The following is a 23,106-nucleotide window of genomic DNA, read 5'->3' on the forward strand; positions in this document are numbered from 1 at the left end:
TCCGTCGATGCCCCCGGAACCCAGTGACACCACCCCACGGATCTTCAACAAAGGAGGGGAAGTCATGCCGGAACCGAAGGCCGGAGGCCTCATTGGGGCCTCGAAAACGGTTACGGGCGGGGAGAGGCGAGGCGGCCGGCCCCACCCACTCACCGACCCATCCGAGGGCTTCTACGGCCCCGGGGCGACCGCCTTTCTGAGGGTGTGCAGGCACAGGGTCAAGGCCTCGTGTTTGGTTCCGCCGGTGCGGCCGCGGTGCCAGGCTACGTACAGGAGGGACCAGAGGGTCTGGACGATCCAGTCGACGTCCAGGGTGGGGTCGAAGGCGCCTTCGGTGTGGCCGCGTTCGATGAGGTGGGCGAGGGCCCGGTCGGCGTCGGTGTCCTCGTCCCAGCCCTCCCAGTTCCAGGTGGCGACCAGTGACTCGTCGAAGACGAGGGTGAGGGCGTCGCCGAGTTCGAAGAGTTCCTGGCAAAGCCGTTCCAGGGCGGCGAGTGCCGGGCCGTCGTCCAGGCGGCTGCGGTCGGTCGCGGCGGCCACCTTTTCGAGGACGTCGGCGCCCAGGGCTTTCAGGAGGTCGGAGCGCTCCGCGAAGTAGCGGTGGACGGTGGTGCGGCCGACGCCCGCCGCGGCGGCCACGTCGCCGAGGGAGGCCCCGGAGTTCTTGGCCAGTACGACGGCGGCGGCGTCGAGGATGGCGCGCCTGGTGCGGCCTCGCGCGCCGCTCCTGTCGCTTACAGCGGTGTCCATGGGCACACACTGTAGCGCCGTTCCATAATAAAACAGAGTTGACAGTTTTGGAACATCGATGTTCCACTCGTGAGCATGGTTGCTCCGGAGAGTCTGCGGGTTCTTGCTTCGTTCGCCCGGCCACACCGGCGGACGCTGGTGGTCGGGCTGGTGCTTGCGCTGGCCGCGTCGGCGCTGGGTCTGGCCACGCCGATGGTGACCAAGTGGGTGCTGGACGCGCTCACCGACGGGAGTTCGCTGCGTGGCCCGGTGCTCGCGCTGCTCGTACTGCTGGTGATCGGCGCGGTGCTGTACCGCGTGCAGTGGGTACTGCTCGGCACGCTCGGCGAGCGGGTGGTGCTGGACGCCCGGGAGTCGATGGTGCGGCTGTACTTCCGGGCGACGATCCCCGCGGTGACCGCCCGTCCGCCGGGCGAGCTGGTCTCACGGGCGGTCTCGGACACGGTGCTGCTGCGCGAGGCGGCCTCGTCCAGTGTGGTCGGGCTGATCAACGGCGTGGTGATGCTGGTCGGCACGCTGGTGCTGATGGGCTTCCTGGACCTGGTCCTGCTCGGCACCACGGTGGCGGCCGTGCTGGTGGTGATCGTCCTGTTCGCCGTGCTGATGCCCGGTATCGCGAAGGCTCAGGAGCGGGCGCAGGAGCACATCGGCCGGGTCGGCGGCACCCTGGAGGGCACGCTGCGGGCGATCCGTACGGTCAAGGCGAGCGGTGCCGAGGACCGGCAGGCGGAGCGGATCGCGGCGGACGCGCGGGCCTCGGCGGAGTACGGCATCCGCGCGGTGCGGCTGGAGGCCACGGTGTGGACCATCGCCTGGACCGGGATCCAGCTCGCGGTGATCCTCATCCTCGGCGTCGGCGCCTGGCGGGTCGGGGAAGGGCAGTTGGAGGTGTCCAGCCTGATCGCCTTCCTGCTCTACGCCTTCGGGCTGATGGAGCCGATCACGGAGTTGTCGGAGAACCTCACCGCGCTGCAGTCCGGCGTCGCCGCTGCGGAGCGGATCCGGGCCGTGGACGAGTTGGAGGCGGAGACGGACGGGCCGACCACAGTGACGTACAAGTCGGCGGACCGCGCGTCGGCGGAGCCATCGGGCCATCGGCGGACGAGCAGTCCCGTGTCGGACACGAACGGTTCCATGCCGGAGAAGAGGGGCACCCGCGGGCCGGTGCTGGAGCTGAAGGGCGTCACGGCGTCGTACGGTCCGGGCCGGGAGCCTGCCGTGCGCGGGGTCGACCTGGCCGTGCCGGCCCGTGGGCACACCGCGATCGTCGGGCCCTCCGGGGCGGGCAAGACCACGGTCTTCTCCCTGCTGTTGCGTTTCCTGGAGCCGCAGGAGGGCGCGCTGCTGCTGGACGGTGTCCCCTACCACCGGCACAGCCACGCGGCGATCCGTTCCAGGCTGGCGTATGTGGAGCAGGACACGCCGGTCGTCCCCGGCACCGTCCGCGACAACCTGCTCATCTCCCGGCCGGACGCGGGCGAGGAGGAGCTGCGTCAGGTTCTCGCGGACGTGCGGTTGACGGAGAAGGTGGAGTCGCTGGACGAGGGACTGGACACGGAGTTGTCGACCGCGGCCGTCTCCGGCGGGGAGCGGCAGCGCATCGCTCTCGCGCGGGCGCTGCTGCGGGAGCCGGACGTACTGCTGCTCGACGAGGCGACGGCTCAGCTCGACGCGCTCACGGAGTCGGCCGTCCACCACTGCGTCCGGCGGCGGGCGCGGGAGCACGCCGTGGTGACGATCGCGCACCGGCTGTCGACGGTGATCGACGCGGACACGATCGTGGTGATGGACGCGGGCGGTGTCCGCGCCCGGGGCACCCATGACGAGCTGCTCGCCACGGACTCCCTCTACCGCGATCTGGTCGAGGCGCTGCGCATCGCGGACAAGGCCCCCGCCGCATAAGGCGATTGTCCCGAATCTGTCACGCGATGGTGTTGATGGCGGGCTGTGGGAACCCGGGCGGGCGATGTTCCCCTCCTTCTCCATGGATCCGATCTTTCTCCACGGAACGGAGCGGATCACCCACAACCGCGAGAACTGGAGCAGCCCGTGACAACGCCGGACACGACAGCGAGGCGCGCGCTGGTGGCCTGTGCCGCCCTGATGGTCGGCGCCCTGACCCTCACCGCGTGCGGCGGCGACGCCAAGGCCGACAACAGGTCCGAGGACAAGAACGGCGACACCAAGACTTCCGCGGCGAAGATCGTTATTTCCGCGGAGGACGGTTCGACGGCGGCGTCGATCAACTCGACCGGGGTGAAGGTCAGCGACGGAAAGCTGACCGAGGTGGCGATGAAGGAGTCGGCCACCGGGGCGGCCGTACCGGGGTCGATCGCGGCGAACGGGAAGAGCTGGAAGCCGAAGGAGCAGCTGGAGCGGGGGACCAAGTACCAGATATCGGCCTCAGCGAAGGACGGCGACGGGAAGCCGGCGGCGGCCAACTCCATCTTCACGACGGTGTCCACGGACAACAGCTTCATCGGTACGTACACACCCGACGGCGGTACGAAGGTCGGCGTCGGGATGCCGGTGTCGTTCACCTTCGACAAGGCGATCGGCGACGGGAAGTTCCGCAAGGACGTGCAGTCGCACATCACCGTCACGTCCAGCAGCGGGCAGAAGGTGGTCGGGCACTGGTTCGGCGCGCAGCGGCTGGACTTCCGGCCCCAGGCGTACTGGAAGGCCGGTTCCAAGGTCACGATGAAGATCGACCTGGACGGCGTCGAGGGCGCGAACGGCATCTACGGGGTGCAGGACAAGACGGTCACCTTCACGGTCGGGCGCTCCCAGGTGTCCACGGTCGACGTCAACACCCAGACCATGACGGTCGTTCGTGACGGCAGGACCCTGAAGACGGTCCCCATCTCGGCGGGCAGCCCGGACAACAGCACGTACAACGGGCAGATGGTGATCTCGGAGAAGTTCCGGCAGACGCGGATGAACGGGTCGACGGTCGGCTACGGCGGCGAGTACGACATCGCGGACGTGCCGAACGCGATGCGGCTGACGACCTCGGGGACCTTCATCCACGGCAACTACTGGTACAACAAGGGCAATCCGCCCTTCGGGAAGCAGGGCACCAGTCACGGCTGCGTGGGCATGGCGGACGTGCAGGGCGCGGGCGGCGACACGGCCGCCAAGTGGTTCTTCGACAACTCGCTCGTAGGGGACGTCGTGACCGTCAAGAACTCCCCCGACAAGACGGTCGCACCGGACAACGGTCTCAACGGCTGGAACATGGCATGGAGTGCCTGGACCGCGGGAAGTGCCCTCTGACCAAAGGGTTTTGAGCATTCGACGGGCCGTGCGGGAACATCCCGCACGGCCCGGCCGTTTTCCGTGCGTACGTTTTCTCGGTTCCCGGACATGATGTCCGCCCGAGGGGCTACGGTATGCACCCACAAGGTGACATGCAGCAACGCCGGGAGAAGCCTTGAGCGTTCCGTACGAGACGGCAGCGTACGAGCCAGCCGAGTCGCCCGAGTCTCCGGAGGAGCATCTCGCGCGGCTCCTCGGCCGTGCCCTGAACTCCTTCGAGCTGCCGGACGAGACGATACGGCGGCTGGACCGGGCACTGGCCCACGACAGTTCGCTGCACTCCGCGCACCACAGCGCGGGGCTGCACCGCGAGACGTACCGGCACACCTGGCTGCTGGCCGATGGGAGCGCGCTCACGCTCTGGGAGCTCGTCCACAACACCGCACCGAGCCGCGAAACGCAGCACGAGGTGTACGAGGACGAGGAGGAGCTGCGCACCGCGACCGGGCGTCTGCCGCTCCCCGCCGACGCGCCGGACTTCGAACTGCCGCTGCTGGTGCGGGTGTCGCACGTCCCCGAGCCGCTGCACGCGTACGTTTCCGACGACTCCGCGGATCACGGGCGGCGGCTGCTGCGGCGCGCCGAGAACTCGGACCGGCCGGGCGAGGACATGGCCGGTCTGCTGCGGATGGCGTTCGCGCACCAGATCACCCAGGCCTTCGGGCGGCCCTGCCGGGCGGGTGATCGGGGGATGTGCTTCTCGCTCTACGAGCACGCGTTTCTGCTCCACGACGGGCGGGAGCTGTCGCTGTGGGAGGTCGAGCACACGGCTACGCCCGATGGGCGGCATATGTGTGAGGTGTATCCGTCTGAGGAGGATGCGCGGGATGCGATGGAACGGCGGGCGTCTGCGTCCGGCGGTTAGCAGGGATTCGGCCGGTTCGTAAGCTGCGGGTGCGTTGTGGCTGGTCGCGCAGTTCCCCGCGCCCCTGAAAAGCCGCTGTCGGCCCTGCCCGCTTGAAGAGGCACCCCGCGCCCCTGACGGGGCACGGCTGTGGGCCAGGACTCTTCAGTCCCGGCCCACCCGTCTTTGCTACTCCTCAGCGGAGCGTTCAGGCTGCTATTGGTTCCTTCTTCTGGGTGGCCGTCGGGGTTTCCGGGGTCTTGTCCGTGTCGCCCTCCGGGGTCGTCTTGCGCATGCCCTTCAGGACGATGACCAGGCCTGCCGTGACCGCTGTGCCGATCGCGATGGCGAGCAGGTAGAGGAACGGCTTGCCGATCAGGAAGGTGACCCAGATGCCGCCGTGCGGGGCGCGCAGGGTCGAGCCGAACGCCATGGTCAGGGCACCGGTGACCGCGCCGCCCGCCATCGAGGCGGGGATGACCCGCAGTGGGTCGGCCGCCGCGAACGGGATCGCGCCCTCGGAGATGAAGGAGGCGCCCAGCACCCAGGCCGCCTTGCCGTTCTCCCGCTCCGCCGTGGTGAACAGCTTCTTGCGGATCGTGGTGGCCAGGGCCATGCCCAGCGGCGGGACCATGCCGGCCGCCATGACGGTCGCCATGATCTTCATCGCGGAACCACTCGGGTCCTGGACCGCGATACCGCCCGTGGCGAAGGCGTACGCGACCTTGTTGACCGGGCCGCCGAGGTCGAAGCACATCATCAGGCCGAGCAGCACACCGAGCAGGACGGCGTTGGTGCCGGAGAGGCCGGAGAGCCAGTCCGTCATGGCCTTCTGTGCCTCGGCGATGGGCTTGCCGATCACGATGAACATCAGGAAGCCGACGATGATCGAGGAGATCAGCGGGATCACGACCACCGGCATGATGCCGCGCAGCACCGGTGGGATCTTGATCCGCTGGATGGCGAGGACGACACCACCGGCCAGCAGACCCGCGGCCAGACCGCCGAGGAAGCCCGCGGCGATGTTGGCGGAGATCATGCCGCCGACGAAGCCGGGCACAAGACCTGGCCGGTCCGCCATGCCGTACGCGATGTAGCCGGCGAGTACGGGGATCAGGAAGCCGAAGGCGACGCCGCCGATCTGGAAGAGCAGCGCTGCCCAGCTGTCGACCTGGCCCCAGTTGAAGACCTCGGTGACCGGCTTGGCCTCGTTGATCTGGTAGCCGCCGATCGCGAACCCGAGCGCGATCAGCAGACCGCCCGCGGCCACGAACGGGACCATGTAACTCACGCCGGACATCAGCCACTTGCGGAGCTTCGTGCCGTAGCCCTCACCGGGCTCGCCGGCCCGCTCCACCGGCGTACCGGTGCGGGGCCCGGCGGCCGCCGTGATCTCGCCGCGCTCGGCCTTGCCGCGCACCTGGGCGATCAGCTCGGCGGCCTTGCTGATGCCCGCCTTCACGCCGACGTCCACGGTGGGCTTCCCGGCGAACCGGTCCTTCTCCCGTACGGGCATGTCGTGCGCGAAGATCACGCCGTCGGCCGCGGCGATGACGGCCGGGTCGAGCCGGCTGAAACCGGCCGAGCCCTGCGTCTCGACGACGATCTCGACGTCACCGGCGTCACGGCCCGCGTTCTCCAGCGACTCGGCCGCCATGTAGGTGTGCGCGATACCGGTGGGGCAGGAGGTGACGGCGACGATACGGAACGGTCGCCCGCCCTTCCCGTCAGCGGCACCCTCGTCGTCCGTACCGGCGGCCGCGGGGGCGGACACGGGAGCGGGGGTGGCCTCGGCGGAGGCAGCCTCGGAAGCGGTCTCCGCCGCAGCCGCGGGCTCCTCGCCGCTGATCAGGGCGGCGGCTCCCGCCGCGTCGCCCACCGACCGCAGCGCCGAGGTGAACTCGGTGTTCATCAGCTGGCGGGCCAGTGACGACAGGATCGTGAGGTGGGCGTCGTCCGCTCCGGCCGGGGCGGCGATCAGGAAGATCAGGTCGGCCGGGCCGTCCGGCGCGCCGAAGTCGATCCCGGCCGCGCTGCGCCCGAAGGCCAGCGTCGGCTCGGTGACGTGCTCGCTACGGCAGTGCGGGATGCCGATGCCGCCGTCGAGGCCGGTCGGCATCTGGGCCTCGCGGGCGGCCACGTCGGCAAGGAAACCGTCCAGGTCGGTCACCCGGCCCAGGGACACCATGCGCTCGGCGAGGGCGCGGGCCGCCGCTTCCTTCGTATCGGCGGACAGGTCGAGATCGACCAGGTCCGCGGTGATCATCTCGCTCATCGCGGGCTCCTTCGCACGCGTATCGCCCGGGAAGATGTGTGGGCGAGGGTGGGGACGGGGGTGCCGCGGTCGGGAACCGCGACGGTTACGGGAACTACGGGGACTGCGGGTTGTGCTGAGTCGGGGCCGGGGAGGCCCCGCCTCCGTGCGGCGGCGGCTGCGGCGGGTAAGGGGAGTCCCCGCCGCATCAGGGCCGGTTCGTGGGTTGCGCGGAAGTCCGTGCGCGGGGGTCGGCGGCCGGTCATGACACCGGCTCCGTCAGTACGCGGTCCACGGGGATCTCGGAGGTGACGGTCACCGCGGCCGGGTCGAGGTCCTCCGGGCTCGGCATCACGCTGCCCGGAAGTTGGACGGCGGCCGCGCCATGGGCCACCGCTGAGGCGAGTGCGCCGGGACCGCTGCCGCCGGCGATGAGGAAACCGGCGAGCGAGGAGTCCCCCGCGCCCACATTGCTGCGTACGACGTCGACGCGCGCGCCGGCGAACCACGCGCCGTCCTCGCTGACGAGCAGTTGCCCGTCGGCGCCGAGGGAGGCGAGTACGGCTCGGGCGCCCAGTTCGCGCAGTTCCTCGGCGGCCTTGACCGCGTCGCCGACCGTGGCGAGGGGGCGGCCGACGGCCTCGGCGAGTTCCTCGGCGTTGGGCTTGACGACGTCGGGCCGTTCGCGGAGGGCCGCGAGGAGCGCGGGCCCTGAGGTGTCGAGCGCGATGCGGGCGCCCGCCCGGTGGGCGCGGGCGACGATCTCGGCGTACCAGGAGGGGGCGAGGCCGCGCGGCAGGCTGCCGCAGCAGGCGATCCAGTCGGCGTCGCCGGACTGCTCGCGCACGGTCTCCAGGAGCAACTCCTCCTCGGCGGAGGTGAGTTCGGGTCCGGGTGCGTTGATCTTCGTGAGTACGCCGTCGGCCTCGGCGAGCGCGATGTTCGAGCGGGTCGCGCCGGCGACCGGGACCGGTGCGACCTCGATGCCCTGTGCGTCGAGGAGGTCCGCGACAAGCGCGCCGGGCGCTCCGCCGAGCGGCAGTACGGCGACGGTGCGCCGGCCGGCCGCGGCGACGGCCCGCGAGACGTTGACGCCCTTGCCGCCGGGGTCCATGCGCTCGCCGGTGGCCCGTATGACCTCGCCGCGGTCGAGCGAGGGGACCTCGTACGTACGGTCCAGGGACGGGTTCGGGGTGACGGTGAGGATCATGCGCGCACTACTTCCGTGCCGCCGCGCTCGATGGCGGTCGCGTCTTCGGGGCTCAGCCCGCTGTCGGTGATCAACAGGTCCACTTCGCCGAGGTCGCCGAAGCGCGCGAAGTGTTCCTGGCCGTGCTTGGCCGAGTCGGCGAGCAGCACCACGCGGCGCGCGGCGGAGAGCGCGGCGCGCTTCACGGCGGCCTCGGCGAGGTCCGGGGTGGTCAGGCCGTGCTCGACGGAGAAGCCGTTCGCCGCGAGGAAGACGACGTCCGCACGGATCTCTCCGTACGCCCGCAGCGCCCAGGCGTCGACCGCCGCGCGCGTACGGTGCCGGACGCGGCCTCCGATGAGGTGGAGCTGCATGCCGGGGTGGTCGGCGAGGCGGGCCGCGATGGGGAGGCTGTGCGTCACGACGGTGAGCGTCGCCTCCAGGGGGAGGGCTCCGGCGAGGCGGGCGACGGTCGTGCCCGCGTCGAGGATCATCGTGCCCTTGTCCGGCAGTTCGGCCACGGCCGCCTTGGCGATGCGGTCCTTCTCGTCGGCCGCGGTGGTCTCGCGCTCGGCGAGGTCGGGCTCGAAGTCGAGCCGCCCGGCCGGGATGGCGCCGCCGTGGACCCGGCGCAGCAGTCCCGCCCGGTCGAGGGACTTCAGGTCCCGCCGGATCGTCTCCGCCGTGACCTGGAACTCCTCGGCCAGCGACACGACATCCACACGGCCGCCGTCACGTGCGAGTCGGAGGATCTCCTGCTGTCGCTCCGGTGCGTACATGTCCGTTCGCCTCCGCTCTGTGCCCGAACCTGTGGTTTCAGCGTGAGGCTACGCCCAGATTTCCGCAAAGTAAACAGGTTCGGGCATCGATGTGGGCATGAACGGACATCGAACCGGGCGCGGGTGGGCATGGGCGGGCATACGGCGAGGCCCGGCCCCCTGAGGGGTCGGGCCTCGCCGTATGCCGGATCCGGTCGGCCGCTGTCGTGAACAGCCGTCGTCAGCCGACGAGTTCGGGTGCCTTGTCGAGGGGTGTGATCTCCGGGCTCCCGGCGGCTTCCGCTCCCTCCACGTGCTGGGCGGGCCGCTTCGGGAGGGCGAACATCAGCAGGAAGATGGCTGTCATCACCAGGGCGACCCAGATCAGCGCGTTCTGGAAGGCGTCGACGAAGGCGGGGCCCACCTCGGGTCCGGGCAGGTGGTCGGACATCGTGCCGAAGAAGACGACGGAGACCAGGCCGAGGCCGAGGGCGTTGCCCATCTGCTGGACCGTGTTGATCAGGCCGGACGCCGAACCGGAGTGCTCACGCGGTACCTCGGAGAGGATCGCGTCCGTCAGCGGGGCCACGATCAGGCCCATGCCGGCCCCCATGACGACCAGCGGAAGGGCCATCTGCCAGGAGGCGATGGACATGCCGTACCGATCGGCCTCCCAGATGTAGAGCAGGACACCGGCCGCCATGGTCAGCGCGCCCGCCTGGAGCACCTTCCGCCCGAACCTCGGCACCAGCTTCTGCACCGACATGCCCGCCGCCACCGAGACCGCGATCGAGAAGGGAACGCCGGTCAGACCGGCCCGCAGCGCGGTCCAGCCGAGGCCCACCTGCATGTAGAGCGTCCAGACCAGGAAGAAGATGCCGAGGCCGACCCCGAAGACCGTCTGTACGGCGATGCCCGCGGCGAAGCTCTTCACCCTGAAGAGGGAGAGCTCGACCAGCGGGGAACCGTCGCGTGCCGCCTTCCTCTTCTCGTACGCCACCAGCGCCGCGAAGACGACGAGGGCGCCGGCCATCACGACGTACCCCCACGTCGGCCAGCCCAGCTCACGGCCGCGGGTCAGCGGGTAGAGGAGCATCAGGAGACCGAGGGTGACGAGCACGACACCGACGAGGTCGAGCTTGAGGGCGTGCGGGGCCTTGGACTCGGTGATGAACTTGCGGCCCAGGATCAGGCCCGCGATGCCGACCGGCAGGTTGATGAGGAAGATCGGCCGCCACTCCAGGCCGAACAGGTTCCACTCGGTGAGCAGCGCGCCCAGGATCGGGCCCGACACCGCGCCGAGACCCACGATCGCGCCGAACATCCCGAAGACCTTGCCCCGCTCGTGCGCCGGGAACGTGGCGTGCACGATCGACAGGACCTGCGGCACCATCAGCGCGGCCATGGCCCCCTGGAGGATGCGGGAGGCGACGAGCATGTCCGGGTTCACCGCGAAGCCGCAGAGCGCGGACGCGAGCGTGAATCCGCCGATGCCGACGAGGAACACCCGCTTGCGGCCGTGGATGTCACCGAGCCTGCCGCCGGTGATCAGGCCGGCCGCGAAGGCCAGCGCGTAGCCGGCCGTTATCCACTGGATGTGGCTGAAGGACGCGCCCTCGTCCCGCTGGATCGACGGGATCGCGACGTTGACGATCGTGACGTCGACCAGGTCCATGAAGGCCGCGGTCATCACGATGGCGAGCGCGAACCAGCGCCGGCGGTCGGCCTCCGGCCGGGGGGACGGGAGAGTGCTGCTGGAAGAGGTCATGTTTTGAAGGTAGGGGGGATGTAGGTCAGGTCGTGTCCTAGTGGTGGGGCATCCTCGGAGGAGTTGAAGAAGGGTGCGGTGCGTTTGAAGGGTGCGGGTGCGTTGTGGCTGGTCGCGCAGTTCCCCGCGCCCCCAAAGACTGCGCAGTTCCCCGCGCCCCTTACGGGGCACGTCCAGGTGAGGGAGACCCACATGAGTACCGACACCCCGGCCCGGCTCCTTCAGTTGCTGTCTCTTCTTCAGACTCCTCGGGAGTGGCCCGGCGGGGAGCTTTCCGAGCGGCTGGGGGTTTCGCGGCGGACTGTGCGGCGGGATGTGGACCGGCTGCGGGAGCTTGGCTATCCCGTGCAGGCGACGATGGGCGCGGACGGCGGGTATCGGCTGGTTGCCGGGAAGGCCATGCCCCCGCTTGTCCTCGACGACGAGGAGGCGGTGGCGATCGCGGTCGGGCTGCGGGCCGGTGCGGGGCACGCCGTGGAGGGCGTGGACGAGGCGTCCGTACGGGCGCTGGCCAAGCTCGAACAGGTCCTGCCGAGCCGTCTGAGGCATCGCGTCTCCACCCTCCAGGCCGCGACCACTCCCCTGACCAGCGGCGACGGTGCGAGTATCGCGCCCGAGACGCTGACCGTGATGGCCTCGACGATCGCGGGGCGGGAGTTGCTGCGGTTCGCGTACCGGGCGAAGGACGGGGCGGAGAGCCGGCGCCGGATCGAGCCCTACCGGCTCGTGTCGACCGGCCGCCGCTGGTACCTCGTCGCATACGACCTCGACCGCGCGGACTGGCGTACGTTCCGGGTCGACCGGGTGGCCGACCCATTCGCGACCGGGGCCCGTTTCACACCGCGCGAGCTGCCGACGGGGAGCGCGGCCGAGTATCTGCGGCAGTCGATGCACGGGCGGCAGGAGACGTACGAGTTCGCGGTGACGTTCGCCGCACCGGCGGAGTTCATCGCGGCGCGGCTGCCGGGGTGGCTCGGGGTGCCCGAGCCGGTCGACGACCTCAGTTGTCGGCTGCGGGGCTCCTCCGGAGATGCCGTGGAGTGGCTGGCGGTGCGGCTTGCGATGGTGGGCTGCGAGTTCACTGTGCATGAGCCGGTTGAACTCGTGGAGTATGTGCGGCAGTTGGGGGGTCGGCTCAGCCGGGCGACGGCGTCGGGCTGAGAAGTGCGGGTGCGTGGCCGAGGGCTGGCGGGTGCGTGGCCGAGAGGTGCGGGTCCGCTGTGGCTGGTCGCGCAGTTCCCCGCGCCCCTAAAAGACTGCGCAGTTCCCCGCGCCCCTTAGGCATCTCAGCCCCTCCGGCGTTTGAGGAGCGGGGGTTCGGGGGCGGAGCCCCTGAGTCAGGGACGGGAATGGGTAGGGGCGGCGGGGGCGAAAGAAGCCCACCGGTCCGGCGCCCGTGAGGGCAGGGTTTGCCCTCGTGGCACAATGTGCCACCCGGGTCACCCCGGGGTTCAGGTCCGGGGTGGCCCGGGCACCCATGCCCACGCACCCACCACACACCCGCACTCGCACCCCAAAGATGGAGCCGAGCCCCGGCGCCAGGGGGGGGAGGCGCCGGAGCTCGGCTCTGGGAGAGTCCCGGCGCCGGGGGGGGTGTGCGTCGGGACTCGGCTCTGTGGGCCCTGGAGTCTTGTGCCCCGGGGCCGATGTGTTGAAGCGGCGGTAAACGGACTTCTGTACGACTGTGTTCGAGAACCGACCCAACCGCCCCGGCAAGGCACGGCCGACCCCGGTCCGAGGTACATGGCCGGGCAAAACCGCGCCTGCCCCGGCGGAGCCAGGCCAATCCTCCCGACGGCGGTGAGTTTCACCGACCGGTCATGCCCGGTACCGCCCGCCCTGGACGGTCCCGCTGTCGGCGCGGGAGGCGTCCCGCCCGCTTCCGGCAGACAGTACACACCCGCCCCCGCGAAACCGGTCACAACCGCCCGGCGCGCGATACGCGCCCCCGGCCGGAAGCCACCCGTCGCGGGTGCCGGGCCGCCGGCGGCCGGAGTACCCGGCCGCCAGGCGCGGCCTACGCGGCGGCGTCGAAGCCCGTGTCGCGGGCCAGCTTCTTCAGTTCCAGCAGCGCGTGCTTCTCGATCTGGCGGATGCGCTCGCGCGTGAGGCCGTGCTCCTTGCCGACCTCGGTGAGCGTGCGCTCCCGGCCGTCCTCGATGCCGTACCGCATCTTGATGATCGAGGCCGTGCGCTGGTCGAGGCGGCCGATGAGGTCGTCCAGCTCCTCGCTGCGCAGCAGCGTGAGCACGGACTGCTCGGGCGAGACGGCCGAGGTGTCCTCCAGCAGGTCACCGAACTGGGTGTCGCCGTCGTCGTCCACCGACATGTTCAGCGAGACCGGGTCGCGGGCCCAGTCCAGCACGTCGACCACGCGCTCCGGCTTCGTGTCCAGCTCCGCGGCGATCTCCGAGGGCTCCGGCTCACGGCCGTGCTCGCGGTTGAACTCGCGCTGCACACGGCGGATCCGGCCCAGCTCCTCCACCAGGTGGACGGGGAGGCGGATGGTGCGGGACTGGTCGGCGATGGAACGGGTGATGGCCTGACGGATCCACCAGGTCGCGTACGTCGAGAACTTGAAGCCCTTGCGGTAGTCGAACTTCTCGACGGCTCGGACCAGGCCCGCGTTCCCCTCCTGGATGAGGTCCAGGAGCGGCAGGCCGCTCCGCGGGTAGCGGCGGGCGACCGCCACGACCAGGCGGAGGTTCGACCGGATGAAGATGTCCTTGGCCCGCTCGGCGTCGGCGACCAGCGCGTCGAGCTCCTCGCGGGAGGCCTTCACCTTTGTCTCGGTGACCTCGCCGTCGAGGATCTGCTGGGCGTACACGCCCGCCTCGATGGTCTGGGAGAGGTCCACTTCCTTGGCGGCATCGAGCAGCGGTGTGCGCGCGATCTCGTCGAGATACATGCCGACCAGGTCGCGGTCGGCGATCTCGCCGCCTACGACGCGAACACTGCGTGCCGCGTCGGTCCCGCCTGAGGCGGACTTACGACGGGCGACGGCACGGGTTGCCATGCGTGCTCCCTTGCGATGGTGGGCTTGCGGGTCCTGGTGGTTCTGGTGGTGGCTCGGACACCCTCCCGGGTGCCCTGCATCCGATGGAAACAACGACTGGAATCCGGACAGAATTCCCAACGTGCTACTCGATTTTTCTGATCTTGCAGTACCCTGTGCGGCCACCGAGGGAGGGCAAATGCCGTCGGAACGTACAGAGGTGCAGGTCAGACCGGGAGTCGAGACCGACCTCGACGCCCTCACGGACATCTACAACCACTACGTGCGTGAGACGCCGATCACGTTCGACACAGCGACCTTCACTCCGGTAGAGCGCCGCCCTTGGCTGCTCTCTCACCCTGAAGACGGCCCGCATCGGCTGATGGTTGCCACGGCCGGTGACTCACAGCAGATTCTGGGCTACGCCACATCCAGCGCTTTCCGGCCGAAGCCCGCGTACGAGACGTCCGTGGAGGTGACGATCTACCTCGCCCCGGACACCGGCGGCCGGGGTGTCGGCACACTCCTCTACAAAGCCCTCTTCGCGGCCCTCGCGAACGAGGACCTCCACCGCGCCTACGCGGGGATCGCCCAGCCGAACGAGGCGTCCGTGCGCCTGCACGAGCGGTTCGGGTTCCGGCACATCGGCACGTACCGCGAGGTGGGCCGGAAGTTCGGACGGTACTGGGATGTGGCCTGGTACGAGAAGGAGCTCTAGGCGGGGGCCGGCCGCTGCCTACGTGTCCCGGGGCCTGGGCAGTTTCGCCATCGCGGCGCGGATCATGTCCCTGACGTCGGGTACGTCGACGCCGAGGCGGCGCAGTCGTTCCGCGGCCTCCAGGATCGTGATGTCGAGCCGGTGCGCGGCCGCGGCGAGGCGCCCCAGGCGGACCGGCTCCTCCCCGTCGATCCAGGACCCCTGGCCGTCCAGGTCCTGGCTCAGCAGGATCAGGTCGTCGCGGATGTCGTCCGACTCCGACCGGTCGTACCGGGAAATGGTCAGTCCGTACGTCTTCAGACGGGCCGCGATGCGGTTCGGGCTCGTCCGGAGCCGACGTGCGGTCAGCAGCAGGTCGGACATCGCGACGTCCGTTTCAAGGGTGGAGCGGTACTCCCACAGGTCGAGGTGGATGTCCAGGAGGGCCTCGTCGAATTCCGTGAGTTGCTCGGGAAAGGTCAGCGAGGTGCGCACACCAAGCTCGCGCAGCCTTTCCACCACGGCTCTCAGCGACATCTCGAACTCCTCGGCCACTGCCCACAGCGTTCGGCAGTTGACGCCGGTGGGAGGTGACCACAGGAACTCCTCGTCGCCGTCGAGGTCGAGCAGCATCCGGTCCGACGCCGACCATTCCTCGGCCGGAGTCGCCCGTGCACACAGTCCATAGGCTTCGAGGACGCCGGCCACGTCTGCGACTTCCATGTGGCACGATCTCGCGGCCGCCACGAGGTGACCGTACGGCACTGTCTCCTCATGGCCGATCCAGCCGGGCTTCGCGTCGAGGTTCCGGCTGAGGAGGCGCAGATCGTGGAGTCCTCGGCGATCGGGCAGGTCGGCGACGGTCAGCCCGTACCGGCGCAACCTCGTGCACACGTCGGCGGGGGACAGGTCGGGGGTGCGCACGACCATGGAGAAAGCGTGCCCCGGCGGAACGGGTTCATCGGTGCCCCACCACCCCCGCTCGCCCTCTCCCCCGCCGTCCACGCTCAACAGCCGGAGGTCGAGTGGCTCCGGCCGGTCCGGGAGTCCCGCGGCCCGGGACACGTCGAAGCCGTAGCGTTTCATGCGCGCGGCCGTCTCCCCGACGGTGAGGCCGTGCCGCAGATAGGCCTCGACGAAGTGTCCCAGTGGCACCGGCCGGTCGGTGGAGTGCCAGCCCGGCTCCGCGTCCCCGTCGCGGCTGAGCAGCGCGAGATCGAGCGGATCCGGTTCGGTGTCCAGGTAGGGCTCGGTCGGCAAGGTGGCGATACGCAGATCCGCCGCGCGCCGGACGACCTGCCGCGGAGTCATGCCGGTCCGCACGGCGACCCACAGAACGTGGCCGGGCTTCGTCCAGCTCTCGTCGTCCAGCCAGCTCCCATCGGTGTTGAACACGGCCGTGTCCGACGGCAGCGCGGGAAGGAGCGGGCCCACCTCCGCCAGCTCAGGGACCAGTTCGACGAGCCGTTCCGCCCGGCCGTGGGCCAGGGTTCGCCACAGCAGGATGTGATCCGGTACGTGACTGACGGTGACGGACCGGTCATGACCGGTGGTCCAGGCGACGAGTTGCTGGTCCTCCGGCAGAATGCCCACGTCGGCCGGCCTGAACGGATGACCGTCGGGCAGTTCGAGCTCCAGGTCGGCGTCCATGACCGCTCGGGCGACGATGTCGGCCACCTTGGGGCTGTCACTGGCCACCTCGTCGATCCACTCGCAGTTCACGAGCTCGGACCCGGAGCGGGCCAGTTCGTCCGCCGCCGCGCACAACAGCTTCTCCACGTCGTCCGACACGTCGTCGAGGATCTGAAGTCGGTCGATGGAGAGCTTGGGGACGAGTTCTCCTGTCAGGTTCACGACGGCTCCACGAAGGACCTCGTCTCTGGACACCCTGAACACCTGGTCCGTGCCACCGCGACGGTCCGCCAGCACCCCCCGCCGCCGTGTCGGCCGGGTGAGGATCCCGTCGACCAGGACACCGCCTCCGTTCTCGCACCAGACCACCCGGGGCACGCCGCTGTCCTCCTCCGGCGGCCCAGTCACCTGCGTACCGAAAGCCCGCAGTGAGTCCTTGTCCTGTGCTCGCGGGTCCTTCCGCAGCCGGAACTCCCCGGCCTTCCACTCCGCCGAGATCGACTCATGACTCGCCGAGGTGTCGAAGTCGGTGAAGCCCAGCAGCCGTGTCAGTTCCTGGACGCACGACGGCGCACCGGCCCTCAGATAGAGCCGCACCGTCGTGCCCGCCTCCGTGCGCCGCTTGCCCGGCACGATGCGGAACAGGTGGTTGGGGCCGTAGATCGCGACCTTGTAGCAGTCGCCGGTGCCGCCGTCCTCCTTCAGCTTGCGTGTGACGACCTCGATCTCGTCGGCGATCATGAAGTAGCTCAGCACGCCGATGCCGAAGCGGCTCACGGGGTACATGCGGATGCCCGCGGCCTCCCAGTTGCTGCGTTCGTTGCGCACGTCCGTCAGGTCCGTGAAGCGGGTTCCGGCGCGGGCGAAGACGCGGGTCAGTTCGGACTCGCCCATGCCGATGCCGTTGTCCCAGCAGTCGAGGTAGGGGCGCCCGCCGTCCACTCCCTGAGTGAACCGGATCCGGCCCCGCCAGCGCTCCCCCTCACGGTCGATGCCCTCCTGGCGTGCCTCCTCGTCCAGGTACTCGGTCCGGGCCCTGCGGTAGCGGCAGGCGTCGAGGGCGTTCTGGTAGAGCTCGCGGATGGCGAGCGCCGGGCTGCGGTACAGCTGGTCCCCCATCAGCAGGTTCTGCACCCGCCGGGGGTCGACCCGGAACTTGCTGTAGCTCTCGAACGTCGGCGTCCCGTCCTCCCGGGGCGCGGCGCTCAGGCCCTCCGCCGAGGCGCGCATCGGCAGCAGGTGCAGCGGCTTCATCCTCTCGTCCGCACGGACCGCCCGATGCACGTCGTCCAGAAGCACGTCCACCTGTTCAACGTGCTGCCGGAGCGCTTCGACCACCGCTTCGTGATGGCAGACGGCCTGGAGCACCATGGGGCCGTGGTCGCTGTCCCAGGCGGCCCGGCGCACGGTCTCGCGAAGCCGGTCCAGGTCCACCCGGTGCGGGATTCCGAGGTTCTCCACCAGGTCGTCCGGCAGCGCGGGGACGTCCAGGGCGCGGGCCCGGGCGACTCCCAGGAGCGGCACGAGCCGTTTCAGGCGGAGCTTCTGCGGCACGTGCAGGCCGCCGCCCACGGTGGTCGAGGTGTCGAAGCGATCCAGTCGCTCGGGCCGGCACATCTCCCACAGGGGCAGCCGCAGTCCGTAGAGGAGTTGACCGGTCCTGTGCTGGTCGAACACATCGCGCACGTGCGGTTCGCGCAACGTGAGCCGTCCGACCACCTCGGCGTACGCGGTCCAGTGGTCCTCCCTGCCACGAAGGCCGTGGTCGAGCCACTGGTGGAACAGCCACCAGCCGATGTCCGACTGGGCATCGCGGCGGCCGGGCAGCTTCAGCATCGCGCGACGCACGAGCCGCTCGTGCCCGTCACCGCAGAACTTCTCGAAGGAGGCGCGTGCCCCGCCTCCGCCCCGTTCCCCGAGTTCGGCGGGGTCGACATGGACTCGCCCCGCGGCCGTGCGGACCCAGAGCGTCTGGGACAGATACGGCGCGAGCGTCAGCAGCATGACCTCCACGGGATGGAAGCCCCAGTCCGCGTCCGTCTTGTCGCACACCACATGGCCGGTCTGGAAGCAGAACCGCGAGGCGAACTCCCGGTCCCACCAAGGGTCTTCGAGAAGTACCCGTTCGCTGTCGTCGTGCAGCGCCCCGAGTTCGGCCGCGATGCCGCGTGCCGCCGCGAGCGTCTCGTCCCGGACGGGCTCCTCCGGCAGGCACGACCAGAGCGGCGAGGCCGCGACCTCGCTCACCCACCGGTGAGGCGTCTCCTCGGGTGTGGCGGCCAAGGGCGTCGGTGCCGCATGGGTGTTGATCACCAACGACTCGATGCTGTGTGTCTGGATCACCGGCCCGTGAGCGGTGGTGCCACTGATCCGGTTCTCCGCCCCGCCCGGTTCCGTCACGCCGACAAGCGTAGAAGGAACCCGTCACAGCGGCGAGGAAAACAACCGGAGCCGGGGAAAGTCGAGTTGGGGGAACCCGAGCTGGGGAAACCCGAGCCGGGGAGGCTCAAGCCGGAGAGGCCCGTGGTGGAAACCGGTGGGGAAGCCCTACCCGAACTGCACCGACCTCTTCGCCAGTCCCAGCCAGAAGCCGTCGATCACCGATCGCTGGGCGTCCAGCTCGCCGGCGGCGTCCGCCGCGCCCATCGTCACGAACAGCGGGGCGAAGTGCTCGGTGCGCGGGTGGGCCAGCTGCCCCGCCGGGGACTTGTGGAGGAAGTCGAGGAGGCCGTCGACGTCACCCGAGTCCAGGGCCCGGTGGCCCCACTCGTCGAACTCCGCCGACCAGCCGGGGATCCCGCCCTGCCGCAGGGCCGCCAGGTTGTGGGTGAAGAAGCCGGAGCCGACGATGAGGACGCCCTCGTCGCGCAGGGGCGCCAGCTTGCGGCCGATGTCCATGAGGCGGACCGGGTCGAGCGTGGGCATCGAGACCTGGAGGACCGGGATGTCGGCCGCCGGGAACATCTCCACCAGCGGGACGTACGCGCCGTGGTCCAGGCCGCGGTCCGGGATGTCCTGGACGGGCATGCCGGGGGCGCGCAGCAACTTGCGGACTGACTCGGCGAGTTCGGGGGCGCCGGGAGCCTCGTACCGCACCTTGTAGTAGTGCTCGGGGAAGCCCCAGAAGTCGTAGACCAGGGGGATGGTCTCGGTGGCCCCGAGGGCGAGCGGGGCCTCCTCCCAGTGCGCGGAGATCATGAGGATCGCCTTGGGGCGCGGCAGGTCCGCGGACCAGGCGGCGAGCTGGCCGGGCCAGACCGGGTCGTCGGCCAGCGGTGGGGCGCCGTGGGAGAGGTAGAGGGCGGGCATGCGCTCCACGACGGCACGTTCCTCGGTGGCGGCGGACATGGCGGCGGCTCCCTCTGGTACTCGTGCGACCGGCTCGACGCGACCGGCTCGGCCGGCTCCTGTCGGGCACGCTCGCTTGAACTCTCAACTTCTATGATGCCAGGTTACTCCCCATTTGTTTAACGTTCAAGGAGGGGTCTCGTACAGTAGATGCATGAACACGGCATCCGCTGACGAGCCGCGCTGGCTCAGTGACGAGGAACAGCGCACGTGGCGTGCGTACATTCATGCCACCACCCTTCTTGACGACCATCTCGACCGCCAGCTGCAGCGTGATGCGGGCATGCCTCACATCTACTACGGCCTGCTCGTCGGTCTCGCCGAGGCCCCGCGCCGGCGGCTGCGGATGACCGAGCTGGCGATGAAGGCGAAGATCACCCGGTCCCGGCTCTCGCACGCGATCGCGCGGCTGGAGAAGAACGGGTGGGTGCGGCGGGAGGACTGTCCTTCGGACAAGCGGGGGCAGTTCGCGGTGCTGACGGACGAGGGGTACGAGGTTCTGATGCGGAGTGCGCCCGGGCATGTGGCGGCGGTTCGGCAGGCGTTCTTCGACCGGCTCACCGTCGATCAGCAGAAGGCTCTTGGTGAGGCCATGTTGCTCATTGCGGAGGGGCTTCAGCCGGAGGGGGCGGGGGCGGATCTGCCCTGGCTGCGGTAGGGCTTCGCCGGGTTCCTTTTTGGGTGCGGGTTCGTTTTCGGGTGCGGGTCCGTTGTGGCTGGTCGCGCAGTTCCCCGCGCCCCTAAAAGATTGCGCCGTTCCCCGCGCCCCTAGAAGCCGAAGGACTGCGCCGTCCCCCGCGCCCCTCAAAGCCAAGAGACTGCGCCGCTCCCCGCGCCCCTCAAAGCCAAAGGACTGCGCCGTTCCCCGCGCCCCTCAAAGCCAAAAGACTGTGCCGTTCCCCGCGCCCCTCAACGACTTGCCCCAGGCATGGATCTGCCCCGGCTCCACCGCTCTCGGAGCCGGGGCAGATCCCGGTTCGTACGTATGAAGGCGTCCCCACCCCTGCATACGTACGAGGTCAGTGGGTGACCTCGTTCAGGTCCGGGCGAGCCCTTTCAGGGGCGCGGGGAACTGCGCGACCTAGCCACAGCGGACCCGCACTTCCATGACCGCGCCCCCAGCGGAGCGCCTAGTGGGCGATGACCGGGACCTTCACGTCGTCCTCGGCGCCTTCGAGGGAGCCCGCGGCCGCCGTGGCGTCGGGGCTTCCGGCGTTGATGAACGTGAAGGCGATTCCCGCGGCGACGACGAGGATGCCGACGGCGAACCAGATCGCGTTGGTGTAGCCGTGCACCTGGGCCTGCAGCTGGACGAGCTGCTGCTGGGGCTGGGTGGTGGCACCGGCGATGTGGTCCTTGACGTACGCCGTGGTGGCCGACGCGGCGATCGTGTTCAGCAGAGCCGTACCGATCGCGCCGCCCACCTGCTGCGAGGTGTTGACCATCGCGGAGGCGACACCGGAGTCACGCGGCTCGACGCCCAGCGTGGCCAGGGACATGGCCGGCATGAACGCCGTACCCATACCGAGGCCGAGCAGCAGCATGGCCGGCAGGAGCAGGGCCGCGTACGAGGAGCCGATCTCCATCTGGGTCAGCAGCAGCATGCCGGCCGCGGCGACCAGGAAGCCCGGGCCCATCAGCAGACGCGCCGGGAGGCGGTTCATCAGCCGGGCGCCGATCTGCGTGGAGCCCGCGATCATGCCCGCGATCATCGGCAGGAAGGCGAAACCGGTCTTGACCGGCGAGTAGCCCTTCACGATCTGCAGGTAGTAGGTCAGGAAGAGGAACAGGCCGAACATCGCGATGATCGCGAGACCGAGCGAGAGGTAGACGCCACCACGGTTGCGCTCGGTGATGACGCGCAGGGGCAGCAGCGGGGCCTTGACCTTGGACTCGACGAGGACGAAGGCCGCGAGGAGCACCGCCGACGCGACGAACAGGCCGATCGTCATGGAGTCGCCCCAGCCCTCGGACTCGGCGCGGGTGAAGCCGTAGACGAGCGAGACCAGACCGACGGTCGACAGGACCACACCCGGGATGTCGAGCGGCGAGCGGTTGCGGCCGGCCGGCTCACGGATGACGAAGTACGCACCGGCCGCGGCGACGACCGCGAACGGGATGTTCACGAAGAACGTCCAGCGCCAGTCCAGGTACTCGGTGAGGAAGCCGCCGAGGATCAGGCCGACGGCGCCACCGCCACCGGCGATCGCACCGTAGATGCCGAACGCCTTGGCGCGCTCCTTGGAGTCGGTGAACATCACCGCGAGCAGCGAGAGCGCGGCGGGCGCGAGCAGCGCGCCGAAGGCACCCTGCAGGGCACGGGAGCCGAGCAGCATGGCCTCGTTGGTCGCGGCACCGCCGAGGGCGGAGGCGCCGGCGAAGCCTATGAGGCCGGTGACGAAGGTGCGCTTGCGGCCCCAGATGTCGGCGATCCGGCCGCCGAAGAGGAGGAGTCCGCCGAAGGCGAGGGCGTAGGCCGTGATGACCCACTGCCGGTTGCCGTCGGAGATGCCCAGGTCCTGCTGGGCCGAGGGCAGCGCGATGTTCACGATGGTCGCGTCGAGCACGACCATGAGCTGGGCGAGCGCGATGAAGGTCAGCGCTTTCCAGCGGTTGGGATCGGGGGCCTGCGCCTTTGCGGCGGTGGCCTGGACTGTTTCAGACATGGAGGTACCCACTTCGGGACTTCGGATCGAAAAAGGCAGTGTGAGGGCGCGGCACGTCGTCGGTGACGGGCCGGGAGGTTCTTGCGTGAGTGGGGGCGTAAGTGGGGTTACGCGAGCACTGGTCGGGTCATCGCTGGTACGGACCGCCGCGGGGGGCGGGATTCATCGGTCAGGGTTTGCGCAGGTCCTCCATGGTCGCGGCCGTGCCCGGCAGCTCGGATCGGGCCGGGGCCCGCAGCCCGTCCAGGAACAGCTGCAGGTGGCGGTGGACGAACCGGTCGAAGCACAGGGTTGCCGTGCCGGCCGGGGGCCTGCTGAGCTGGGCCACGGCGATCATGAGGTCGCCGACGCCCACGTCGGGCCGGAGCTGTCCGGCCTCGCGGGCGCGAGCCATCATCCGCTCGGTCAGTTCCTCGATCCGCTCACGCGCGGCTTCCAGGTCCGGGTGGTGCTGGTCGAAGGTGCTGGAGATCATCGGGCAGAGGGCCGAGAGCCGCTCGTCGGCACAGGCGTGCACGAAGCGCGACAGCGCCTCGAACGCGTCGCCCGTCTCGGCGAGCCCGAGTTCGGCCGCCTCCGACGTACGGTCCATGACCGAGCAGACGACCTCCCGCACCAGTGCGTCCCGGTCCGGGAAGTTGCGGTACACCGTGGCATTGCCGACGCCGGCCCGGCGAGCGATCTCGTCGAGCGGCACGTCGGGGCCGAACTCCACGAACATCTCGCGGGCGGCGGTGACGATCCGCTCCCGGTTGCGCAGGGCGTCGGCGCGCGGCCGGGTCACCTTGTGCTGAACGCGGACTGCGGTCTCCACGGCGTACTCCTTGAGCCGGTGGGTGCGATCCGGGGATCGACTCCCCGTTTCGCTCGGACACATGGCTAAACGG

General features: G+C 69.9%; 16 protein-coding genes. 6 read left to right on the forward strand and 10 right to left on the reverse strand.

Annotation, left to right across the window (positions count from 1 at the left end; genetic code table 11):
* Positions 1–171: 171 nt before the first annotated feature.
* Complete coding sequence (locus tag ACFWXQ_RS32235; RefSeq protein WP_383941621.1) at positions 172–750, reverse strand: TetR/AcrR family transcriptional regulator; 579 nt, start codon at positions 748–750, stop codon at positions 172–174.
* A gap of 75 nt (positions 751–825) precedes the next feature.
* Between ACFWXQ_RS32235 and ACFWXQ_RS32240 the strand changes: the two genes are divergently transcribed.
* The 3 genes from ACFWXQ_RS32240 to ACFWXQ_RS32250 all read left to right on the forward strand — a co-directional run bounded on the left by ACFWXQ_RS32240 (position 826) and on the right by ACFWXQ_RS32250 (position 4,933).
* Positions 826–2,652: an ABC transporter ATP-binding protein gene (locus ACFWXQ_RS32240; RefSeq protein ID WP_383941624.1), complete on the forward strand. Its 1,827-nt coding sequence runs from the start codon at positions 826–828 to the stop codon at positions 2,650–2,652.
* A 147-nt stretch (positions 2,653–2,799) separates the two neighbouring features.
* On the forward strand, positions 2,800–4,026 hold the full coding sequence (locus ACFWXQ_RS32245; protein ID WP_383941627.1) for an Ig-like domain-containing protein: 1,227 nt from the start codon (positions 2,800–2,802) through the stop codon (positions 4,024–4,026).
* Positions 4,027–4,183: 157 nt separating this feature from the next.
* On the forward strand, positions 4,184–4,933 hold the full coding sequence (locus ACFWXQ_RS32250) for a DUF6227 family protein (protein WP_383941630.1): 750 nt from the start codon (positions 4,184–4,186) through the stop codon (positions 4,931–4,933).
* 187 nt (positions 4,934–5,120) lie between these two features.
* Here ACFWXQ_RS32250 and ACFWXQ_RS32255 read toward each other — a convergent pair whose 3' ends face one another.
* From ACFWXQ_RS32255 to ACFWXQ_RS32270, 4 genes are all read right to left on the reverse strand, one after another.
* Positions 5,121–7,187, reverse strand: a complete 2,067-nt coding sequence (locus tag ACFWXQ_RS32255) for a fructose-specific PTS transporter subunit EIIC (RefSeq protein ID WP_386269731.1) — start codon at positions 7,185–7,187, stop codon at positions 5,121–5,123.
* A gap of 241 nt (positions 7,188–7,428) precedes the next feature.
* Positions 7,429–8,376, reverse strand: a complete 948-nt coding sequence (gene pfkB / locus ACFWXQ_RS32260; protein WP_383957366.1) for a 1-phosphofructokinase — start codon at positions 8,374–8,376, stop codon at positions 7,429–7,431.
* Positions 8,373–9,134 (reverse strand): DeoR/GlpR family DNA-binding transcription regulator, encoded by a 762-nt coding sequence (locus ACFWXQ_RS32265; protein WP_383957364.1) that lies wholly within the window; start codon positions 9,132–9,134, stop codon positions 8,373–8,375. Before ACFWXQ_RS32265 ends, pfkB begins: the two co-directional genes overlap by 4 nt.
* A gap of 220 nt (positions 9,135–9,354) precedes the next feature.
* Positions 9,355–10,881: an MFS transporter gene (locus tag ACFWXQ_RS32270; protein ID WP_383936415.1), complete on the reverse strand. Its 1,527-nt coding sequence runs from the start codon at positions 10,879–10,881 to the stop codon at positions 9,355–9,357.
* A 192-nt stretch (positions 10,882–11,073) separates the two neighbouring features.
* Between ACFWXQ_RS32270 and ACFWXQ_RS32275 the strand changes: the two genes are divergently transcribed.
* The gene (locus ACFWXQ_RS32275; RefSeq protein ID WP_383936417.1) at positions 11,074–12,042 is read left to right on the forward strand and encodes a helix-turn-helix transcriptional regulator; all 969 of its coding nucleotides are present in this window, start codon (positions 11,074–11,076) and stop codon (positions 12,040–12,042) included.
* A gap of 856 nt (positions 12,043–12,898) precedes the next feature.
* Here ACFWXQ_RS32275 and ACFWXQ_RS32280 read toward each other — a convergent pair.
* Positions 12,899–13,897: an RNA polymerase sigma factor RpoD/SigA gene (locus ACFWXQ_RS32280; RefSeq protein ID WP_383936419.1), complete on the reverse strand. Its 999-nt coding sequence runs from the start codon at positions 13,895–13,897 to the stop codon at positions 12,899–12,901.
* 178 nt (positions 13,898–14,075) lie between these two features.
* Here ACFWXQ_RS32280 and ACFWXQ_RS32285 point away from each other — a divergent pair, with 178 nt between their 5' ends.
* Entirely contained in the window at positions 14,076–14,594 is a 519-nt protein-coding gene (locus ACFWXQ_RS32285) for a GNAT family N-acetyltransferase (protein ID WP_383936421.1), read from the forward strand.
* An 18-nt stretch (positions 14,595–14,612) separates the two neighbouring features.
* On the opposite strand, the gene ACFWXQ_RS32290 is transcribed toward ACFWXQ_RS32285, so the two are convergent.
* Together ACFWXQ_RS32290 and ACFWXQ_RS32295 are read right to left on the reverse strand one after the other, a co-directional pair.
* The gene (locus ACFWXQ_RS32290; RefSeq protein ID WP_383936423.1) at positions 14,613–18,605 is read right to left on the reverse strand and encodes a hypothetical protein; all 3,993 of its coding nucleotides are present in this window, start codon (positions 18,603–18,605) and stop codon (positions 14,613–14,615) included.
* Positions 18,606–18,752: 147 nt separating this feature from the next.
* Entirely contained in the window at positions 18,753–19,553 is an 801-nt protein-coding gene (locus ACFWXQ_RS32295) for a dioxygenase (RefSeq protein WP_383936424.1), read from the reverse strand.
* Positions 19,554–19,707: 154 nt separating this feature from the next.
* Here ACFWXQ_RS32295 and ACFWXQ_RS32300 point away from each other — a divergent pair, with 154 nt between their 5' ends.
* Positions 19,708–20,211 carry a MarR family winged helix-turn-helix transcriptional regulator gene (locus ACFWXQ_RS32300; RefSeq protein WP_307522323.1) on the forward strand — a complete coding sequence of 168 codons (504 nt, stop codon included), beginning with the start codon at positions 19,708–19,710 and terminating at the stop codon, positions 20,209–20,211.
* A 472-nt stretch (positions 20,212–20,683) separates the two neighbouring features.
* Here ACFWXQ_RS32300 and ACFWXQ_RS32305 read toward each other — a convergent pair whose 3' ends face one another.
* Both ACFWXQ_RS32305 and ACFWXQ_RS32310 read right to left on the reverse strand, forming a co-directional pair.
* Positions 20,684–22,219 (reverse strand): MFS transporter, encoded by a 1,536-nt coding sequence (locus ACFWXQ_RS32305; protein ID WP_383936427.1) that lies wholly within the window; start codon positions 22,217–22,219, stop codon positions 20,684–20,686.
* A gap of 169 nt (positions 22,220–22,388) precedes the next feature.
* Positions 22,389–23,033 carry a TetR/AcrR family transcriptional regulator gene (locus ACFWXQ_RS32310; protein WP_383936429.1) on the reverse strand — a complete coding sequence of 215 codons (645 nt, stop codon included), beginning with the start codon at positions 23,031–23,033 and terminating at the stop codon, positions 22,389–22,391.
* Positions 23,034–23,106: the final 73 nt, after the last annotated feature.

This window comes from Streptomyces sp. NPDC058697, assembly GCF_042715345.1.
Classification (GTDB): Bacteria; Actinomycetota; Actinomycetes; order Streptomycetales; family Streptomycetaceae; genus Streptomyces; species Streptomyces liliifuscus.

Bases quoted from the DNA above. Each gene is read 5' to 3' on its own strand.
- ACFWXQ_RS32235 (WP_383941621.1), bottom strand. From the start codon at position 750: ATGGACACCGCTGTAAGCGACAGGAGCGGCGCGCGAGGCCGCACCAGG.
- ACFWXQ_RS32240 (WP_383941624.1), top strand. From the start codon at position 826: ATGGTTGCTCCGGAGAGTCTGCGGGTTCTTGCTTCGTTCGCCCGGCCA.
- ACFWXQ_RS32255 (WP_386269731.1), bottom strand. From the start codon at position 7,187: ATGAGCGAGATGATCACCGCGGACCTGGTCGATCTCGACCTGTCCGCC.
- pfkB (WP_383957366.1), bottom strand. From the start codon at position 8,376: ATGATCCTCACCGTCACCCCGAACCCGTCCCTGGACCGTACGTACGAG.
- ACFWXQ_RS32265 (WP_383957364.1), bottom strand. From the start codon at position 9,134: ATGTACGCACCGGAGCGACAGCAGGAGATCCTCCGACTCGCACGTGAC.
- ACFWXQ_RS32270 (WP_383936415.1), bottom strand. From the start codon at position 10,881: ATGACCTCTTCCAGCAGCACTCTCCCGTCCCCCCGGCCGGAGGCCGAC.
- ACFWXQ_RS32275 (WP_383936417.1), top strand. From the start codon at position 11,074: ATGAGTACCGACACCCCGGCCCGGCTCCTTCAGTTGCTGTCTCTTCTT.
- ACFWXQ_RS32280 (WP_383936419.1), bottom strand. From the start codon at position 13,897: ATGGCAACCCGTGCCGTCGCCCGTCGTAAGTCCGCCTCAGGCGGGACC.
- ACFWXQ_RS32285 (WP_383936421.1), top strand. From the start codon at position 14,076: ATGCCGTCGGAACGTACAGAGGTGCAGGTCAGACCGGGAGTCGAGACC.
- ACFWXQ_RS32295 (WP_383936424.1), bottom strand. From the start codon at position 19,553: ATGTCCGCCGCCACCGAGGAACGTGCCGTCGTGGAGCGCATGCCCGCC.
- ACFWXQ_RS32300 (WP_307522323.1), top strand. From the start codon at position 19,708: ATGAACACGGCATCCGCTGACGAGCCGCGCTGGCTCAGTGACGAGGAA.
- ACFWXQ_RS32305 (WP_383936427.1), bottom strand. From the start codon at position 22,219: ATGTCTGAAACAGTCCAGGCCACCGCCGCAAAGGCGCAGGCCCCCGAT.